The sequence below is a fragment of the Bradyrhizobium sp. BEA-2-5 genome (assembly GCF_032918025.1).
Classification (GTDB): Bacteria; Pseudomonadota; Alphaproteobacteria; order Rhizobiales; family Xanthobacteraceae; genus Bradyrhizobium; species Bradyrhizobium pachyrhizi.
The window spans coordinates 100674-114853 of record NZ_CP136629.1 but is presented as its reverse complement, the minus strand read 5'-3'; the positions used below and the strand labels follow the sequence as shown (position 1 = coordinate 114853).

Here is a 14180-nt window from a genome sequence, read left to right as displayed (position 1 = left end):
GTCTCCCTTGGTGGGTTGGGCTTGAATTCAACAACACGTGTATTGCACGCAAATATATTGCGCACAATATAAAATATGCGGCCTCACATTTAATTGTTCGCAATTGAATCCGCGGTCCCGTGAGCCCAGAATGACCCGGAAACGAGATGGATTCGATGGGAATCATGGCCAGGAAACCGACGGCGGCGGATCAGGCATTGCGGCTCGACAACCAGATCTGCTTTGCGGTCTATTCCGCAGCGCATGCCTTCAACCGCGTCTACAAGCCGCTGCTCGACCGGCTCGGCCTGACCTATCCGCAATATCTGGTGATGCTGGTGCTGTGGGAACGCGACGACGTGCCGGTCAAGGACATCGGCGAGAAGCTGTTCCTGGATTCGGGCACGCTGACGCCGCTCTTGAAGCGGCTGGAGGCGGCCGAGTTGATCAGGCGGACCCGGAGCACCGAAGACGAGCGGGTGGTGCTGATCGCGCTGACGCCGCAGGGTCACGTGCTGCGCGAAAAGGCCCGCGCCGTGCCGCAGTCGATCCTGGCGGCGTCGGATTGCTCGGTGTCGGAACTGGTCGCGATGAAGGACGAGATCGTCGCGCTGCGCGACAGGCTCAATGCGGTGATCGGGGAGTAGGGGGCGTCTTCGCCCTTCGGGCTACGCCGGACACCACGCGTAGCCCGAAGGGCGAAGCGTGGTGGAGCCAGGCGGGATCGAACCGCCGACCTCTTGCATGCCATGCAAGCGCTCTCCCAGCTGAGCTATGGCCCCTTATCCAGTTTGGATGATCCTGGGGGATCGATCCCGGCCGCGAGGCCTAGACGACTCGCGCGGCAGCACCGTTGATCATAGATCAGGGCTGATCTCAAGTCTCTTCATCACCTCCGACGTCACCAATGATGTCGGTCACGTCCTCATCACCCTCTTCCTCGTCGGCAATGAAGGTCGAATCATCGTCATCGTCGTCGTCGATGGTCTCGTCGACCTCGATATCGTCCTCGGATTCGGGCACGACGGCCTTGACCTTGCCGGTGTTTTCCTCGGCGTCGGCCTCTTCGAGGGAGACCAATTCTTCGGCCTCTGCCGGCTCCGGCATGTCGGCTGCGGTCGCAGGCGAACTGACGGTGGCGCCACGGCCCCGCGGCGGGGCGACCGGGGCGATCGGCACCACCTCGCCGGTATAGGGCGAGATCACCGGATTCTTGTTGAGGTCATAGAACTTCTTGCCCGTGGTCGGGCAAATACGTTTAGTTCCGAGTTCGGACTTGGCCACGTGGTAATCCCAGAATTTTCCTGAAAAACGGAGCTTCACTTGGCTAGTTGAGGGGCCGCTGTCAATAGCGGTTTGCGCGCATTTGACGGGCGCGTGACGCGGTGTTGCCTATGTGATACCTGCCGCGGCGCGAGAGGACACAATCTTGGCCCATTCTGACACCCCGACCCCGCTGGAATCGCGCGCGTGCGGCCCCCTGGCCGGCACGGTCCGCGTGCCCGGGGACAAATCGATCTCCCACCGCGCCCTCATCCTGGGCGCGCTCGCGGTCGGCGAGACCAGGGTTTCAGGCCTGCTGGAGGGCGAGGACGTCCTCAATACAGCCAAATCCATGCAGGCGCTCGGCGCCAAAGTAGAGCGGACGGCGCCGTTCGCCTGGACGGTCTCCGGCGTCGGGGTCGGCGGCTTCGCACAGCCCGCCGCGCCGCTGGATTTCGGCAACTCCGGCACCGGCTGCCGGCTGGTCATGGGCGCCGTTGCCGGCTGCCCGATCTCGGCGGTGTTCGACGGCGACGCCTCGCTGCGCAGCCGCCCCATGCGCCGGATCCTCGATCCGCTGGAGCTGATGGGCGCCCGAACCAGCAACATAAGCGAGGGCGGCCGTCTGCCGCTGACCCTCCAGGGTGCGCGCGATCCGCTGCCGATCATCTACAGGACCCCGGTCGCCTCGGCCCAGATCAAATCGGCCGTGCTGCTGGCGGGCCTGGCTGCGCCGGGCACCACGACCGTGATCGAGAGCGAGGCCAGCCGCGACCACACCGAGCTGATGCTGAAGCATTTTGGGGCCGACATCACCTCGGTCCAGGAAGGCCAGCACGGCCGCCGCATCACGCTTGTGGGCGAGCCCGAGCTGCATGGCGCCAACGTCGTTGTCCCCGCCGATCCCTCTTCGGCGGCCTTCCCGATTGTTGCGGCGCTGGTCGTCGAGGGTTCCGATATCGTGCTGTCCGACGTCATGACCAATCCGCTGCGCACCGGTCTGTTCACCACGCTGCGCGAAATGGGCGCCTCGATCGAGGAGAGCGAGGTGCGGGGCGATGCCGGCGAGCCGATGGCGCGCTTGCGCGTGCGCGCCTCGAAGCTGCGCGGCGTCGAGGTGCCGCCGGAGCGCGCGCCCTCGATGATCGACGAATATCTGGTGCTGGCGGTCGCAGCCTCCTTCGCCGAAGGCACGACGATCATGCGCGGGCTGCAGGAGCTGCGCGTCAAGGAATCCGACCGGTTGGAGGCGACCGCCGCCATGCTTCGCGTCAACGGCGTCAAGGTCGAGGTCTCAGCCGATGATCTGATCGTCGAGGGCCGCGGCCATGTCCCCGGTGGCGGCACCGTCGCCACCCACATGGACCATCGCATCGCGATGTCGGCCCTGGTGATGGGCTGCGCCTCCGACCAGCCGGTGACGGTCGACGACACCGCTTTCATCGCCACCAGCTTCCCGGATTTCATTCCGATGATGCGTTCGCTAGGGGCCGAGTTTTCATGATCATCGCCATCGACGGGCCGGCGGCCTCGGGCAAGGGGACGCTCGGCAAGCGTCTCGCCCATCATTACGGCTATCGCCACTTGGATACCGGCGTGATCTACCGCGCGGTGGCCTATTCGATGATGCAGGCCGGCGCCGAGCTCAGCAACGAGGTGCTGGCCGTGGCCGCGGCGCTGGAGCTCGACCCCGAAAAGTTCGGCAATCCCGCGCTGAAGACCCAGAAGGCCGGCGAGGGCGCCTCGATCGTCTCGGCGATCCCCAGGGTCCGCGAGGTCCTGGTCAACTTCCAGCGGCAATTCGCCGCCGATCCGCCCGGGGCGGTGCTGGACGGCCGGGACATTGGAACCGTGATCTGCCCCCATGCCGACGTGAAGATCTTCGTCGTGGCAGACCCCCGCGTGCGGGCGCGGCGGCGCACGCTGGAGGCGCGCGCCCGCGGCGAGGACGCCGACGAAGAGGCGGTGCTCGCCGACATCCTCAAGCGCGACGAGCGGGACAAGAACCGGGCGATCGCGCCCCTGCGGCCGGCTCCGGACGCCCACACGCTGGACAATTCGAACCTCGACATCGAGGCCGGCGTGCGTGCCGCCATCGCCATCGTCGAGGCCGCGCGCGCCAGGCGCTAGAATCGCGGGCCGTCGCGGCGCTTTCGGCCCGAAAACCCAGCAAAATGGGGCATTTCCTGCTTGCCGAAAGTCGCATGCAGGGCTATATCAGCGCCGTTCGGAGCAGCATCGACGATGTCGAGGCCGTGTCTGAGCGGGCCGGCGATGGGTTTGAGTCAACCTCAAACGAAACCAACGCCGCATCTGGAGGAACGCCCGCTCCCAGGTCTTGCAGTCGATATTTTCGTTTCAGGTTCCGGATCAATCATACGTACCGAACGTGCAGTCTTGCTGCCGGCCCGCTGTTGCACCTCCTGCAATGAGCGGTCGTCAGGGTTTGCGGAACCCCGACACTTCACGCACGGTGCGCCCATGAACCCAACGGCCGGCAAGACTTCCGCAACTGGAGAACAAATGGCTTCGACTTCTGCTGATACCTATAGCCCCTCGCGTGACGATTTCGCCGCGATGCTCGACGAGTCCTTCGCAGGCGGCAACCTGCAGGAAAGCTCCGTCATCAAGGGCAAGGTGGTTGCAATTGAAAAGGACATGGCCGTCATCGACGTCGGCCTGAAGACCGAGGGCCGCGTCGCGCTGCGCGAATTTTCCGGCCCCGGCCGTGAAAGCGATCTCAAGGTCGGCGACGAGGTGGAAGTGTTCCTCGATCGCATCGAAAACGCGCTCGGCGAAGCCGTGCTGTCCCGCGACAAGGCGCGCCGCGAAGAGAGCTGGGGCAAGCTCGAGAAGGCGTTCCAGAACAACGAGAAGGTCAACGGCGTCATCTTCAACCAGGTCAAGGGCGGCTTCACGGTCGACCTCGACGGTGCCGTGGCATTCCTGCCGCGCTCGCAGGTCGACATCCGCCCGATCCGCGACGTTGCGCCGCTGATGAACAACTCGCAGCCGTTCCAGATCCTCAAGATGGACCGTCGCCGCGGCAACATCGTCGTCTCCCGCCGCACGGTGCTGGAAGAGACCCGCGCCGAGCAGCGTCAGGAGCTGGTGCAGAACCTCGAAGAGGGTCAGGTCATCGACGGCGTGGTCAAGAACATCACCGATTACGGTGCGTTCGTCGACCTCGGCGGCATCGACGGCCTGCTGCACGTCACCGACATCGCGTGGCGCCGCGTCAACCACCCGACCGAGGTGCTCTCGATCGGCCAGACCGTGAAGGTCAAGATCATCAAGATCAACCACGAGACGCACCGCATCTCGCTGGGCATGAAGCAGCTGCTGGACGATCCGTGGCAGGGCATCGAAGCCAAGTACCCGCTGGGTGCCCGCTTCACCGGCCGTGTCACCAACATCACCGACTACGGTGCGTTCGTCGAGCTCGAGCCGGGCATCGAAGGCCTGATCCACGTCTCCGAGATGTCGTGGACCAAGAAGAACATGCATCCCGGCAAGATCGTCTCGACCTCGCAGGAAGTCGACGTGCAGGTGCTGGAAGTCGATTCCGTCAAGCGCCGCATCTCGCTCGGCCTCAAGCAGACCATGCGCAACCCCTGGGAGGTCTTCGTCGAAGCTCACCCGACCGGTTCGGTGGTCGAGGGCGAGGTCAAGAACAAGACCGAGTTCGGTCTGTTCCTGGGTCTCGAGGGCGACGTCGACGGCATGGTCCACCTCTCCGACCTCGACTGGAAGCTTCCGGGCGAGCAGGTGATCGACAACTACAAGAAGGGCGACATGGTGAAGGCCGTGGTGCTCGATGTGGACGTCGAGAAGGAGCGTATCTCGCTCGGCATCAAGCAGCTCGAAGGCGACCCCTTCGCCGAGCCGGGCGATGTCAAGAAGGGCGCGGTCGTGACCTGCGAAGTGCTCGAAGTGAAGGAGAGCGGTATCGAGGTGAAGATCGCCGGTACCGACTTCACCACCTTCATCAAGCGCTCGGAGCTCGCGCGTGACCGCAACGACCAGCGCGCCGAACGCTTCGCCGTCGGCGAGAAGGTCGATGCCCGCGTGATCCAGTTCGACAAGAAGGCCCGCAAGGTCCAGGTGTCGATCAAGGCGCTCGAAGTCGCCGAAGAGAAGGAAGCCATCGCGCAGTACGGCTCTTCCGATTCGGGCGCGACGCTCGGCGACATTCTGGGCACCGCGCTCAAGAACCGCGACACCGACAAGTAAGCGTTCGCGTGATTTGAGCGAACAATCGGGGCCCCGGCGCAAGCCGGGGCCCCTTTTGTGTATCTTGCCGCGTAGCCCGGATGGAGCGAAGCGATCCGGGACTTTCAATCCGCGCTGCTGAAGCCTCCCGGACTACGCTTCGCTTCATCCGGGCTACCGATTTCTCTTCCCCTTCCCCCTGAAAGGGGGAAGGTAGGGATGGGGGTCAGCCACAGGCGATGCTGCTCATGGAGAGAGCTGATCCCATCCCCACCCGCTTTGCTCTGGCGAGCAAAGCGACCTCCCTTTTCAAGGGGAGGTTAAGGCGCGACCGGGATGAAGGGCACGTGCACGCGGGCTACGAGTGTCTCCGAATACCGGGCCTTGTTTTCTTCATATTGCGTCGCAATTGATGTATTTGGCTAAGCTGATAGTGACGCTGCGACTGCAAAACGCGCGGATTGCGCGCTGACCATTTCTGGAGAGATCCGATGTCGCTGGATTCAGACGTGATCGTCGATCGTCGCCGCATCAGGCGCAAACTGACGTTCTGGCGCGTCGCCGCCGCGGTCATTGCGATCGCGGCCATTGTCGGCGTGGGCGTGATCGCCGCCGGCGGGCGCGGCGGCTTCTCGACATCGAACACGATCGCGCGGGTCAATATCGACGGACTGATCCGTAGCGACCAGGATCGCGTCGAGGCGCTGGAGCGGCTCGGCAAGTCGAGCTATGCGGCTGTTGTCGTTCACATCAACTCGCCGGGCGGCACCACTGCCGGCTCCGAGCAGCTCTACGACTCGCTCACCCGCCTGAAGGCGAAGAAGCCGCTGGTCGTCGTCGTCGAGGGTCTCGCCGCATCGGGCGGCTACATCACGGCGATCGCGAGCGACCACATCATCGCCCAGCAGAGCTCGCTGGTCGGCTCGATCGGCGTGCTGTTCCAGTACCCCAACGTTTCGGAATTGCTCAAGACTGTCGGCGTGAAAATGGAGGAGATCAAATCTTCCCCGCTGAAGGCCGCGCCCAACGGCTTCGAACCCACCAGCCCGGAGGCCCGCGCCGCGATCGACGGTCTCGTCAAGGACTCCTATGCATGGTTCCGTGGATTGGTGAAGCAACGGCGCGGCATGGACGATGACCTGCTGGAGAAGGTCGCGGACGGTCGCGTCTTCACCGGCCGGCAGGCGGTCGATCTCAAGCTGGTCGATCAGCTGGGGGACGAGAAGACCGCGATCGCCTGGCTGGTTGCCGAGAAGAAGGTCAAAAGCGACCTGCCGGTGCGCAATTACAAGCTTAATCCGCGGTTCGGCGACCTGACCTTCCTGCGTACGGCGGCGTCCGTGACGCTCGATGCGTTCGGTCTTGGCGCGATCGCGCGGCGGATCGAGCAGGGCGGCGTGGCCGAGGCAGTCGACCGGTTCGGGCTGGACGGCATGCTGGCGCTGTGGAGCCCGGCCGGAACCAACTGATCGGCTGCCAAAGGCGTGCTCATCAGGCTATTCCCGCTTTGCGGGAATCGCCGCATGCCCCAATTGGGCTATTTGTCACGTGATTTCACGGCGCCCTAAATCGATTTAGCGTCTTGACAGTGCACGGCATTTTCACGGAAATGGGTTTCCGCAAGAGCCCGGATCCCACTCTCGATGATCAAATCCGAACTTGTTCAGCGTATCGCCGAGCACAACCCGCATCTGTACCAGCGGGATGTCGAGAACATTGTGAATGCGATTCTCGAAGAGATCGTAGCGGCGCTTGCGCGTGGTGATCGCGTCGAGCTGCGCGGCTTCGGTGCCTTCTCGGTCAAGCACCGCCCTGCACGCGCTGGGCGCAATCCACGCACCGGCGCCCATGTGCCCGTCGATCAGAAGAGCGTTCCGTTCTTCAAGACCGGCAAGGAAATGCGCGAGCGGCTGAACCGCGACGTGACCGAGGCGGGCGCCGCCAAGGTCGATGCGCCCAAGGCTGATGCTTAAGGCCGACGCCTAAGGCGCGACGTCAGGCGTTGCCGTGCTGCGGGCGATATGCCCGCACTTTCTCCATCGCTGCGAGAGATGGTCATGCGAAAGTTCTTCACGGCAGTGGTCGTCATTCCGCTCGGACTGATCTTCATCATTTTTGCAGTCGCCAACCGTCACTGGGTGACGGTGTCGTTCGATCCCTTCAATTCGGTGACCCCGACGGTTGCAGTCACACTGCCGCTGTTCGTCGTCATTATCGCCTCCGCGATCCTGGGCGTGATCGCGGGCGGCATCGGAACCTGGTTCAAGCAAGGGCGCTGGCGCCGCGCGGCCCGGCAGCACGAGGCTGACGCCCGCCACGTCCGCGCCGAGCTCGCCGAGCTCAGGGCCGCCGCCTCCCGGGACGACGCGCAGCGCCGTCCGGCCCCGGCCCTATCAGGTTTTTACGGGGCCGCCGGGCGAGACAAGCTGGGCGCGACGTTGTAGAACCCGCCCCGTCGGACCGGGGACCGCCCCCGGTTCCGGCCGCCCGAAAACCCGTTTTGAGACCCGTTTTGAGACCATGTCCCTGCTCGTCAAAATCTGCGGCCTGTCCACGCGGGAGACGCTTCAAACGGCGCTCGACGCCGGTGCCGACATGGTGGGGTTCGTGTTCTTTCCGCCGTCGCCGCGTCACATCAGCCTCGAGACCGCGCGCGAGCTCGGCAGCCGCGCCAAGGGCCGCGCCGTCAAGGTCGCCCTGACCGTCGATGCCGACGATGCGACCCTGGAAAACATCGTCGAGACGTTGCGGCCGGATATCCTGCAATTGCACGGCAAGGAGACCACGGCGCGGCTGCGCGACATCAAGGCGAAGTTCGGCCTGCCGCTGATGAAGGCGCTGCCGGTCGAGACATCGGCCGACCTTGCTCCGCTGCCGGGCTACGCCGCAGTCGCCGACAGCATCTTGTTCGACGCGCGCGCGCCGAAGGATGCGACGCGGCCCGGCGGCCTGGGGGAGCCCTTCGACTGGCACCTGCTGGAAAATCTCGATCTGAAACTGCCCTATATGGTCTCGGGCGGGCTTCACGCCGACAACGTCACTGAAGCCCTCCGTGTCACCCGCGCCGGCGGCGTCGACGTGTCCTCCGGTGTCGAGAGCGCCCCCGGCGTCAAGGATCCCGAGATGATCAAGGCCTTCATTCGCGCCGCGCGCGCAACCCAGCCTTCTTCACCTCTCCCCGTGAACGGGGAGAGGTCGGCCGCGCAACGCGCGGGCGGGTGAGGGGGCTTGCAACGATGATCGAGCGAGCGGAGAAACCCCTCACCCCAGCCCTCTCCCCGCAAGAGCGGGGCGAGGGAGCGGAAACAGCGCCGCAAGCCGGCAAGAAGAACTGATGGTTCGATGAATCCAAACCTGCCCAATTCCTACCGCAGCGGCCCCGACGAGCGCGGCCATTTCGGCATCTTCGGCGGCCGCTTCGTCGCCGAAACCCTGATGCCGCTGATCCTCGACCTGGAGAAGGCCTACACCGCCGCCAAGGACGATCCGGCCTTCCAGGCCGAGATGAACGGCTACCTCAAGAACTATGTCGGCCGGCCTTCGCCGCTCTATTTCGCCGAACGCCTGACCGAGCATCTCGGCGGCGCCAAGATCTACCTCAAGCGCGAAGAGCTCAACCACACCGGTTCGCACAAGGTGAACAACGTGCTCGGCCAGATCATGCTGGCGCGGCGCATGGGCAAGAAGCGCATCATCGCCGAGACCGGCGCCGGCCAGCACGGGGTCGCCACTGCGACGCTGTGCGCGCGCTTTGGCCTCGAATGCGTGGTCTATATGGGCGCCGTCGACGTCGAGCGGCAGCAGCCCAACGTCATCCGCATGGAGATGCTGGGCGCGAAGGTGATGCCGGTGCAGTCGGGCACGCGCACGCTCAAGGACGCCATGAACGAGGCGCTGCGCGACTGGGTCACCAACGTGCACAACACCTTCTATTGCATCGGCACGGTCGCAGGCCCGCATCCCTATCCGACGCTGGTGCGCGACTTCCAGTCGATCATCGGCAACGAGACCAAGGCGCAGATGCAGGAGGTCGAGGGACGCCTGCCGGATTCGCTGGTCGCCTGCATCGGCGGCGGCTCCAATGCGATGGGCCTGTTTCATCCGTTCCTCGACGATCCCTTGATCGAGATCTTCGGCGTCGAGGCCGCCGGTCACGGACTGACGCAGCTGCACGCCGCTTCGCTGGCGGGCGGCCGTCCCGGCGTGCTGCACGGCAACCGCACTTATCTCTTGATGGATGCGGACGGCCAGATCCAGGACGCGCATTCGATCTCGGCCGGCCTCGACTATCCCGGCATCGGGCCCGAGCATTCCTGGCTGCACGAGGTCGGCCGCGTGAACTATCTCTCCGCGACGGACGACGAGGCGCTCGCCGCGTTCCAGCTGCTGTCGAAGCTCGAAGGCATCATTCCCGCGCTCGAACCCGCGCACGCTATCGCCAAGGTGATGGAGCTCGCGCCGAAACGGCCCAGGGATCACCTGATGGTCGTCAATCTCTCCGGCCGCGGGGACAAGGATGTCCCGCAGGTCGGCGACATCCTGAAGGCGAGGAAGAAGTGACCACCCGTATCGACGCACGTTTCGCCGAGCTGAAGCAGCAGGGCCGCTCGGCCTTCGTGACTTTCCTGATGGCCGGCGATCCCGATCCTGCGACCTCGCTCGCGATCATCAAGGCGCTGCCGAAGTCCGGCGCCGACGTGATCGAGATCGGCATGCCCTTCACCGATCCGATGGCCGACGGCCCGTCGATCCAGGCTGCGGGCCTGCGCGCGCTCAAGGCCGGTATGACGCTGAAGAAGACGCTCGAGCTGGTGCGCGGCTTCCGCAGGGACGACAACGCGACGCCGATCGTGCTGATGGGTTACTACAATCCGATCTACATCTATGGCGTCGACAAGTTCCTGGTCGACGCCAAGAGCGCGGGCGTCGATGGTCTCATCATCGTCGACCTGCCGCCGGAGGAAGACGACGAGCTCTGCCTGCCCGCGATGAAGGCCGGCCTCAATTTCATCCGCCTGGCGACGCCGACCACCGACGACAAGCGGCTGCCGGCGGTGCTCGCCAACACCTCGGGCTTTGTCTATTACGTCTCGATCACCGGCATCACCGGCGCCGCGACGGCCGATTCGAAGGTGGTCGCGGAAGCCGTGGCCCGCATCAAGCGGCATACGAAACTGCCGGTCTGCGTCGGCTTCGGCATCCGCACACCGGAGACGGCGCGCGCGATCGCCGAGAACGCCAACGGCGCGGTGGTCGGCACCGCGATCGTCGATGTGGTGCGTGCCAATCTCGATGCCGAGGGCCGCGCGACGCCGAAGACCGTGAGCGCGGTGGCGGACCTGGTGTCGGCGCTGGCGCAGGGGGTCCGGGGCGCCAAACAGGCCGCTGAATAAGCCACATTTTGCGGCAACAAGGCCGCCGATGGCGGCTTGCCGGGCTCGCCCGGCCCGCCATATATCCAGCTGGTGCGGAACCGATCCGCATTTCGGAGCAAACCATGAACTGGCTTACCAATGTGGTCCGGCCGAAGATCCGCAACATGCTGCGGCGGGAGACGCCGGAGAATCTGTGGATCAAATGTCCGGATTCCGGGCAGCTCGTGTTCTACAAGGACGTCGAGGCCAACCAGTTCGTCATTCCCGGCTCGAACTACCACATGCGCATGGGCGCGGTGGCGCGTCTGAAGTCGATCTTCGACAACGAGACCTGGTTCGACGTTGCGCTGCCCGAGGTCACGCCCGACCCGCTCAAGTTCCGCGACGAGAAGAAATATGTCGACCGCATCAAGGATGCGCGGGCGCGGACCAATCTGAACGACGCGATCAAGGTCGGCTACGGCAAGCTCGAAGGCTCCGCCATCGTCGTCGCCGTGCAGGATTTCGACTTCATGGGCGGCTCGCTCGGCATGGCCGCGGGCGAGGCCATCGTGCGCGGGATGGAGCTCGCGGTCGAGAAGAAGTCGCCGTTCATCGTGTTCGCCGCCTCGGGCGGCGCGCGCATGCAGGAGGGTATCCTGTCGCTGATGCAGATGCCGCGCACCACGGTCGCGGTGCAGATGCTGCGCGAGGCAAAACTGCCCTATATCGTCGTGCTGACCAATCCGACCACCGGTGGCGTCACCGCGTCCTATGCGATGCTGGGCGACGTGCAGATCGCCGAGCCCGGTGCGCTGATCGGCTTCGCCGGCGCGCGCGTGATCGAGCAGACCATTCGCGAGAAGCTGCCGGAAGGTTTCCAGCGCGCCGAGTACCTCAAGGAGCACGGCATGGTCGACATGGTCGTGCATCGCCACGAGTTGCGCCCGACGCTGGCGCGACTCTGCCGACTGCTGACCAAGGCGCCGGCGCTGGAATCCGTATCGAAGCCCACGGCACCGGTCATCGAACCGGCCCAGATCGTCACGGCGCCTGAGACGGTGCCGGCTGCGCCGCACGCGTGACCGCAAGCGCCGCCTCACCGCAAGCCTCGTTCGAGGCGTTGATCGCGCGGATATCGGCGCTGCATCCCAAGCGCATCGATCTCAGCCTCGATCGGATGCGCGGCCTGATGGAGCGGCTCGATCATCCCGAGCGCAAGCTGCCGCCGGTGATCCATGTCGCCGGCACCAACGGCAAGGGCTCGACCATCGCCTATCTGCGCGCGATTCTCGAAGCCGCCGGCCTGCGCGTGCACGTCTTCACCTCGCCTTATCTCGTCCGCATCAACGAATGCTTCCGGCTCGGCCGCGTGGGCGGCGGCGTGCTCGTCGGTGACGACGAGCTGCGCGAGACGTTCGAGCAATGCGAACGCATCAACGCCGGCAATCCCATCACCATCTTCGAGATGGAAACGGCGGTGGCGTTCTGCCTGTTCGCCAAGCATCCTGCCGATGTCGCATTGCTTGAAGTCGGCCTCGGCGGCCGGCTCGATTCGACCAACGTGGTCGATGCGCCGGCGGCCTGCGTCATCACGCCCGTCAGCATGGACCACATGGATTTCCTCGGCGATACGCTGACGTCGATTGCCGGCGAGAAGGCCGCGATCATCAAGCGCAAGGTGCCGGTGATCTCGGCCGAGCAGGCGCCGGATGCGATGGCCGTGATCGAGGCGCAGGCGAACCGCATGCGCGCGCCGCTGCACGCGGCCGGCCAGCAATGGCATGTCGGCGTCGAGCGGGGCCGGCTGGTTTATCAGGACGAGCGCGGCCTGCTGGATCTCGCCGCGCCAAAACTGTTCGGCCGGCACCAGTTCGACAATGCTGGCCTTGCGATTGCGACGCTGCGCGCGATCGACGCATTCAAGCTCAACATCGCGGCCTTTGAAGCCGGCATCGTCAATGCGGAATGGCCGGCGCGGATGCAGCGGCTGGTTTCCGGCGCGCTGGTCGGCCAGGGTCCGCAGGGCTCCGAGATCTGGCTCGACGGCGGCCACAATGCGGAGGGCGGGCGTGTCGCTGCGGCGGCGCTCGGCGATCTCGAGGAACGGGTGTCGCGGCCGCTGGTGGTGATCGCGGGCATGATGGCCAACAAGGACGCGCAGGGATTTCTCGCCAATTTCGCCGGCCTCACCCGCCACATTATCGCCGTCCCGGTGCCCGGCCGCGACAACGGCATGGCGCCGGACAGGTTGGCTGACGCCGCGCGGGCGCTCGGCATGCGGGTCGAGATCGCTGATGGCGTCGACGCCGCCTTGCGGCGGCTTGCCGCGCTGGCCTACGACGTACCGCCGCGCATCCTGATCACTGGCTCGTTGTATCTCGCCGGCCACGTGCTGGCGATCAACGGCACGCCTCCTGCATAACGTTTGTGTTGTAGCCCGGATGCAGCGAAGCGAAATCCGGGCCTTTCAATCCGTCACGGAAGCCCTCCCGGATTACGCTTCGCTGCATCCGGGCTACGGCAGGACATCATACCATGCGTTTTGCCGCGATCGCCGACGTCCACGGCAACCATCTCGCGCTCGAAGCCGTGCTGTCGGACATCCGCGCGCACGGTATCGCCGACATCGTCAATCTCGGCGACATGCTGAGCGGCCCGCTCGATGCGCGCCGCACGATCGAGATCCTGATGCAGCTCGATGCCGTGCATGTGCTCGGCAATCACGACCGCTATCTGCTCGATCGCCCGCATGAGAAAATGGGTTCCTGGGAGCGGCTGACCTATACCCAGCTCGAGCCGCAGCATCTTGACTGGCTGCGCACGCTGCCGGCGAATTCGATCTATCGCGACGAGGTTTTCCTCTGTCATGCAACGCCCCAGGATGACGAGACCTACTGGCTCGAGACCGTGCTGCCGGGCGGCGAAGTCTGCATGTCCTCGCTGGAAGCGATCGAGGCGAGAGCGGCCGGCGTGCCGCAATCGCTGATCCTCTGTGCACACACGCACACTCCGCGCGCCGTGCGGCTTCGCGACGGCCGGCTGATCGTCAATCCCGGTAGCGTCGGCTCGCCCGGCTATCGCGCCGGCAAGCCGCATCCGCATGTCGTGGAGGCCGGTTCGCCCGATGCGCGCTATGCGATCCTCGAGCGGGTCGATGGTGGCTGGGACGTAACCTTCCGCCACATCCCCTACGACCACGCGGCAATGGCGGCGCTGGCGCGCCAGCACGGCCAGGCCGAACTCGCCTCGGCGCTGGCGACGGGATGGATACGCTGACTTGCCTAAAGCATGATCCGGAAAAGTGCGAAGCGGTTTTCCGAAAAGATCATGCTCAAACAAAGAGCGAAGGCGCGATGACGATTCAACCTA

14 protein-coding genes and 1 tRNA gene are annotated in these 14180 nt (G+C 65.0%); 13 read left to right on the top strand and 2 right to left on the bottom strand.

Annotated features, from left to right (window positions below; genetic code table 11):
- Positions 1-164: 164 nt before the first annotated feature.
- Complete coding sequence (locus RX327_RS00500; RefSeq protein ID WP_317249138.1) at positions 165-626, top strand: MarR family transcriptional regulator; 462 nt, start codon at positions 165-167, stop codon at positions 624-626.
- 59 nt (positions 627-685) lie between these two features.
- Here the strand turns inward: RX327_RS00500 and RX327_RS00495 are convergent.
- Positions 686-761 (bottom strand) — tRNA-Ala (locus RX327_RS00495).
- 94 nt (positions 762-855) lie between these two features.
- Entirely contained in the window at positions 856-1263 is a 408-nt protein-coding gene (locus RX327_RS00490; protein WP_317249137.1) for a TIGR02300 family protein, read from the bottom strand.
- Between the two features lie 145 nt (positions 1264-1408).
- On the opposite strand from RX327_RS00490, the gene aroA reads away from it, so the two are divergent.
- From aroA to RX327_RS00430, 12 genes are all read left to right on the top strand, one after another.
- Positions 1409-2746: a 3-phosphoshikimate 1-carboxyvinyltransferase gene (aroA, locus tag RX327_RS00485; RefSeq protein ID WP_317249136.1), complete on the top strand. Its 1338-nt coding sequence runs from the start codon at positions 1409-1411 to the stop codon at positions 2744-2746.
- On the top strand, positions 2743-3372 hold the full coding sequence (gene cmk / locus RX327_RS00480; RefSeq protein WP_317249135.1) for a (d)CMP kinase: 630 nt from the start codon (positions 2743-2745) through the stop codon (positions 3370-3372). The genes aroA and cmk overlap by 4 nt, the downstream gene beginning before the upstream one ends.
- Before the next feature lie 393 nt (positions 3373-3765).
- On the top strand, positions 3766-5475 hold the full coding sequence (gene rpsA, locus RX327_RS00475; RefSeq protein ID WP_317249134.1) for a 30S ribosomal protein S1: 1710 nt from the start codon (positions 3766-3768) through the stop codon (positions 5473-5475).
- Between the two features lie 470 nt (positions 5476-5945).
- On the top strand, positions 5946-6923 hold the full coding sequence (sppA, locus tag RX327_RS00470; RefSeq protein WP_317249133.1) for a signal peptide peptidase SppA: 978 nt from the start codon (positions 5946-5948) through the stop codon (positions 6921-6923).
- A gap of 174 nt (positions 6924-7097) precedes the next feature.
- A complete protein-coding gene (locus RX327_RS00465) occupies positions 7098-7427 on the top strand; it encodes an integration host factor subunit beta (RefSeq protein ID WP_317249132.1) in 330 nt (109 codons plus the stop codon).
- A gap of 84 nt (positions 7428-7511) precedes the next feature.
- The gene (locus RX327_RS00460; protein ID WP_028337541.1) at positions 7512-7898 is read left to right on the top strand and encodes a lipopolysaccharide assembly protein LapA domain-containing protein; all 387 of its coding nucleotides are present in this window, start codon (positions 7512-7514) and stop codon (positions 7896-7898) included.
- A 76-nt stretch (positions 7899-7974) separates the two neighbouring features.
- Positions 7975-8676, top strand: coding sequence for a phosphoribosylanthranilate isomerase (locus tag RX327_RS00455; protein ID WP_317249131.1), 702 nt, complete (start codon positions 7975-7977; stop codon positions 8674-8676).
- Between the two features lie 120 nt (positions 8677-8796).
- Complete coding sequence (trpB, locus tag RX327_RS00450) at positions 8797-10014, top strand: tryptophan synthase subunit beta (protein ID WP_317249130.1); 1218 nt, start codon at positions 8797-8799, stop codon at positions 10012-10014.
- On the top strand, positions 10011-10847 hold the full coding sequence (gene trpA / locus RX327_RS00445; RefSeq protein ID WP_317249129.1) for a tryptophan synthase subunit alpha: 837 nt from the start codon (positions 10011-10013) through the stop codon (positions 10845-10847). The genes trpB and trpA overlap by 4 nt, the downstream gene beginning before the upstream one ends.
- Positions 10848-10951: 104 nt before the next feature.
- Positions 10952-11893, top strand: a complete 942-nt coding sequence (gene accD, locus RX327_RS00440) for an acetyl-CoA carboxylase, carboxyltransferase subunit beta (protein ID WP_317249128.1) — start codon at positions 10952-10954, stop codon at positions 11891-11893.
- A gap of 95 nt (positions 11894-11988) precedes the next feature.
- The gene (locus tag RX327_RS00435) at positions 11989-13233 is read left to right on the top strand and encodes a bifunctional folylpolyglutamate synthase/dihydrofolate synthase (protein WP_410712227.1); all 1245 of its coding nucleotides are present in this window, start codon (positions 11989-11991) and stop codon (positions 13231-13233) included.
- A 113-nt stretch (positions 13234-13346) separates the two neighbouring features.
- Positions 13347-14087: a metallophosphoesterase family protein gene (locus RX327_RS00430; protein WP_317249126.1), complete on the top strand. Its 741-nt coding sequence runs from the start codon at positions 13347-13349 to the stop codon at positions 14085-14087.
- Positions 14088-14180 lie beyond the last annotated feature (93 nt).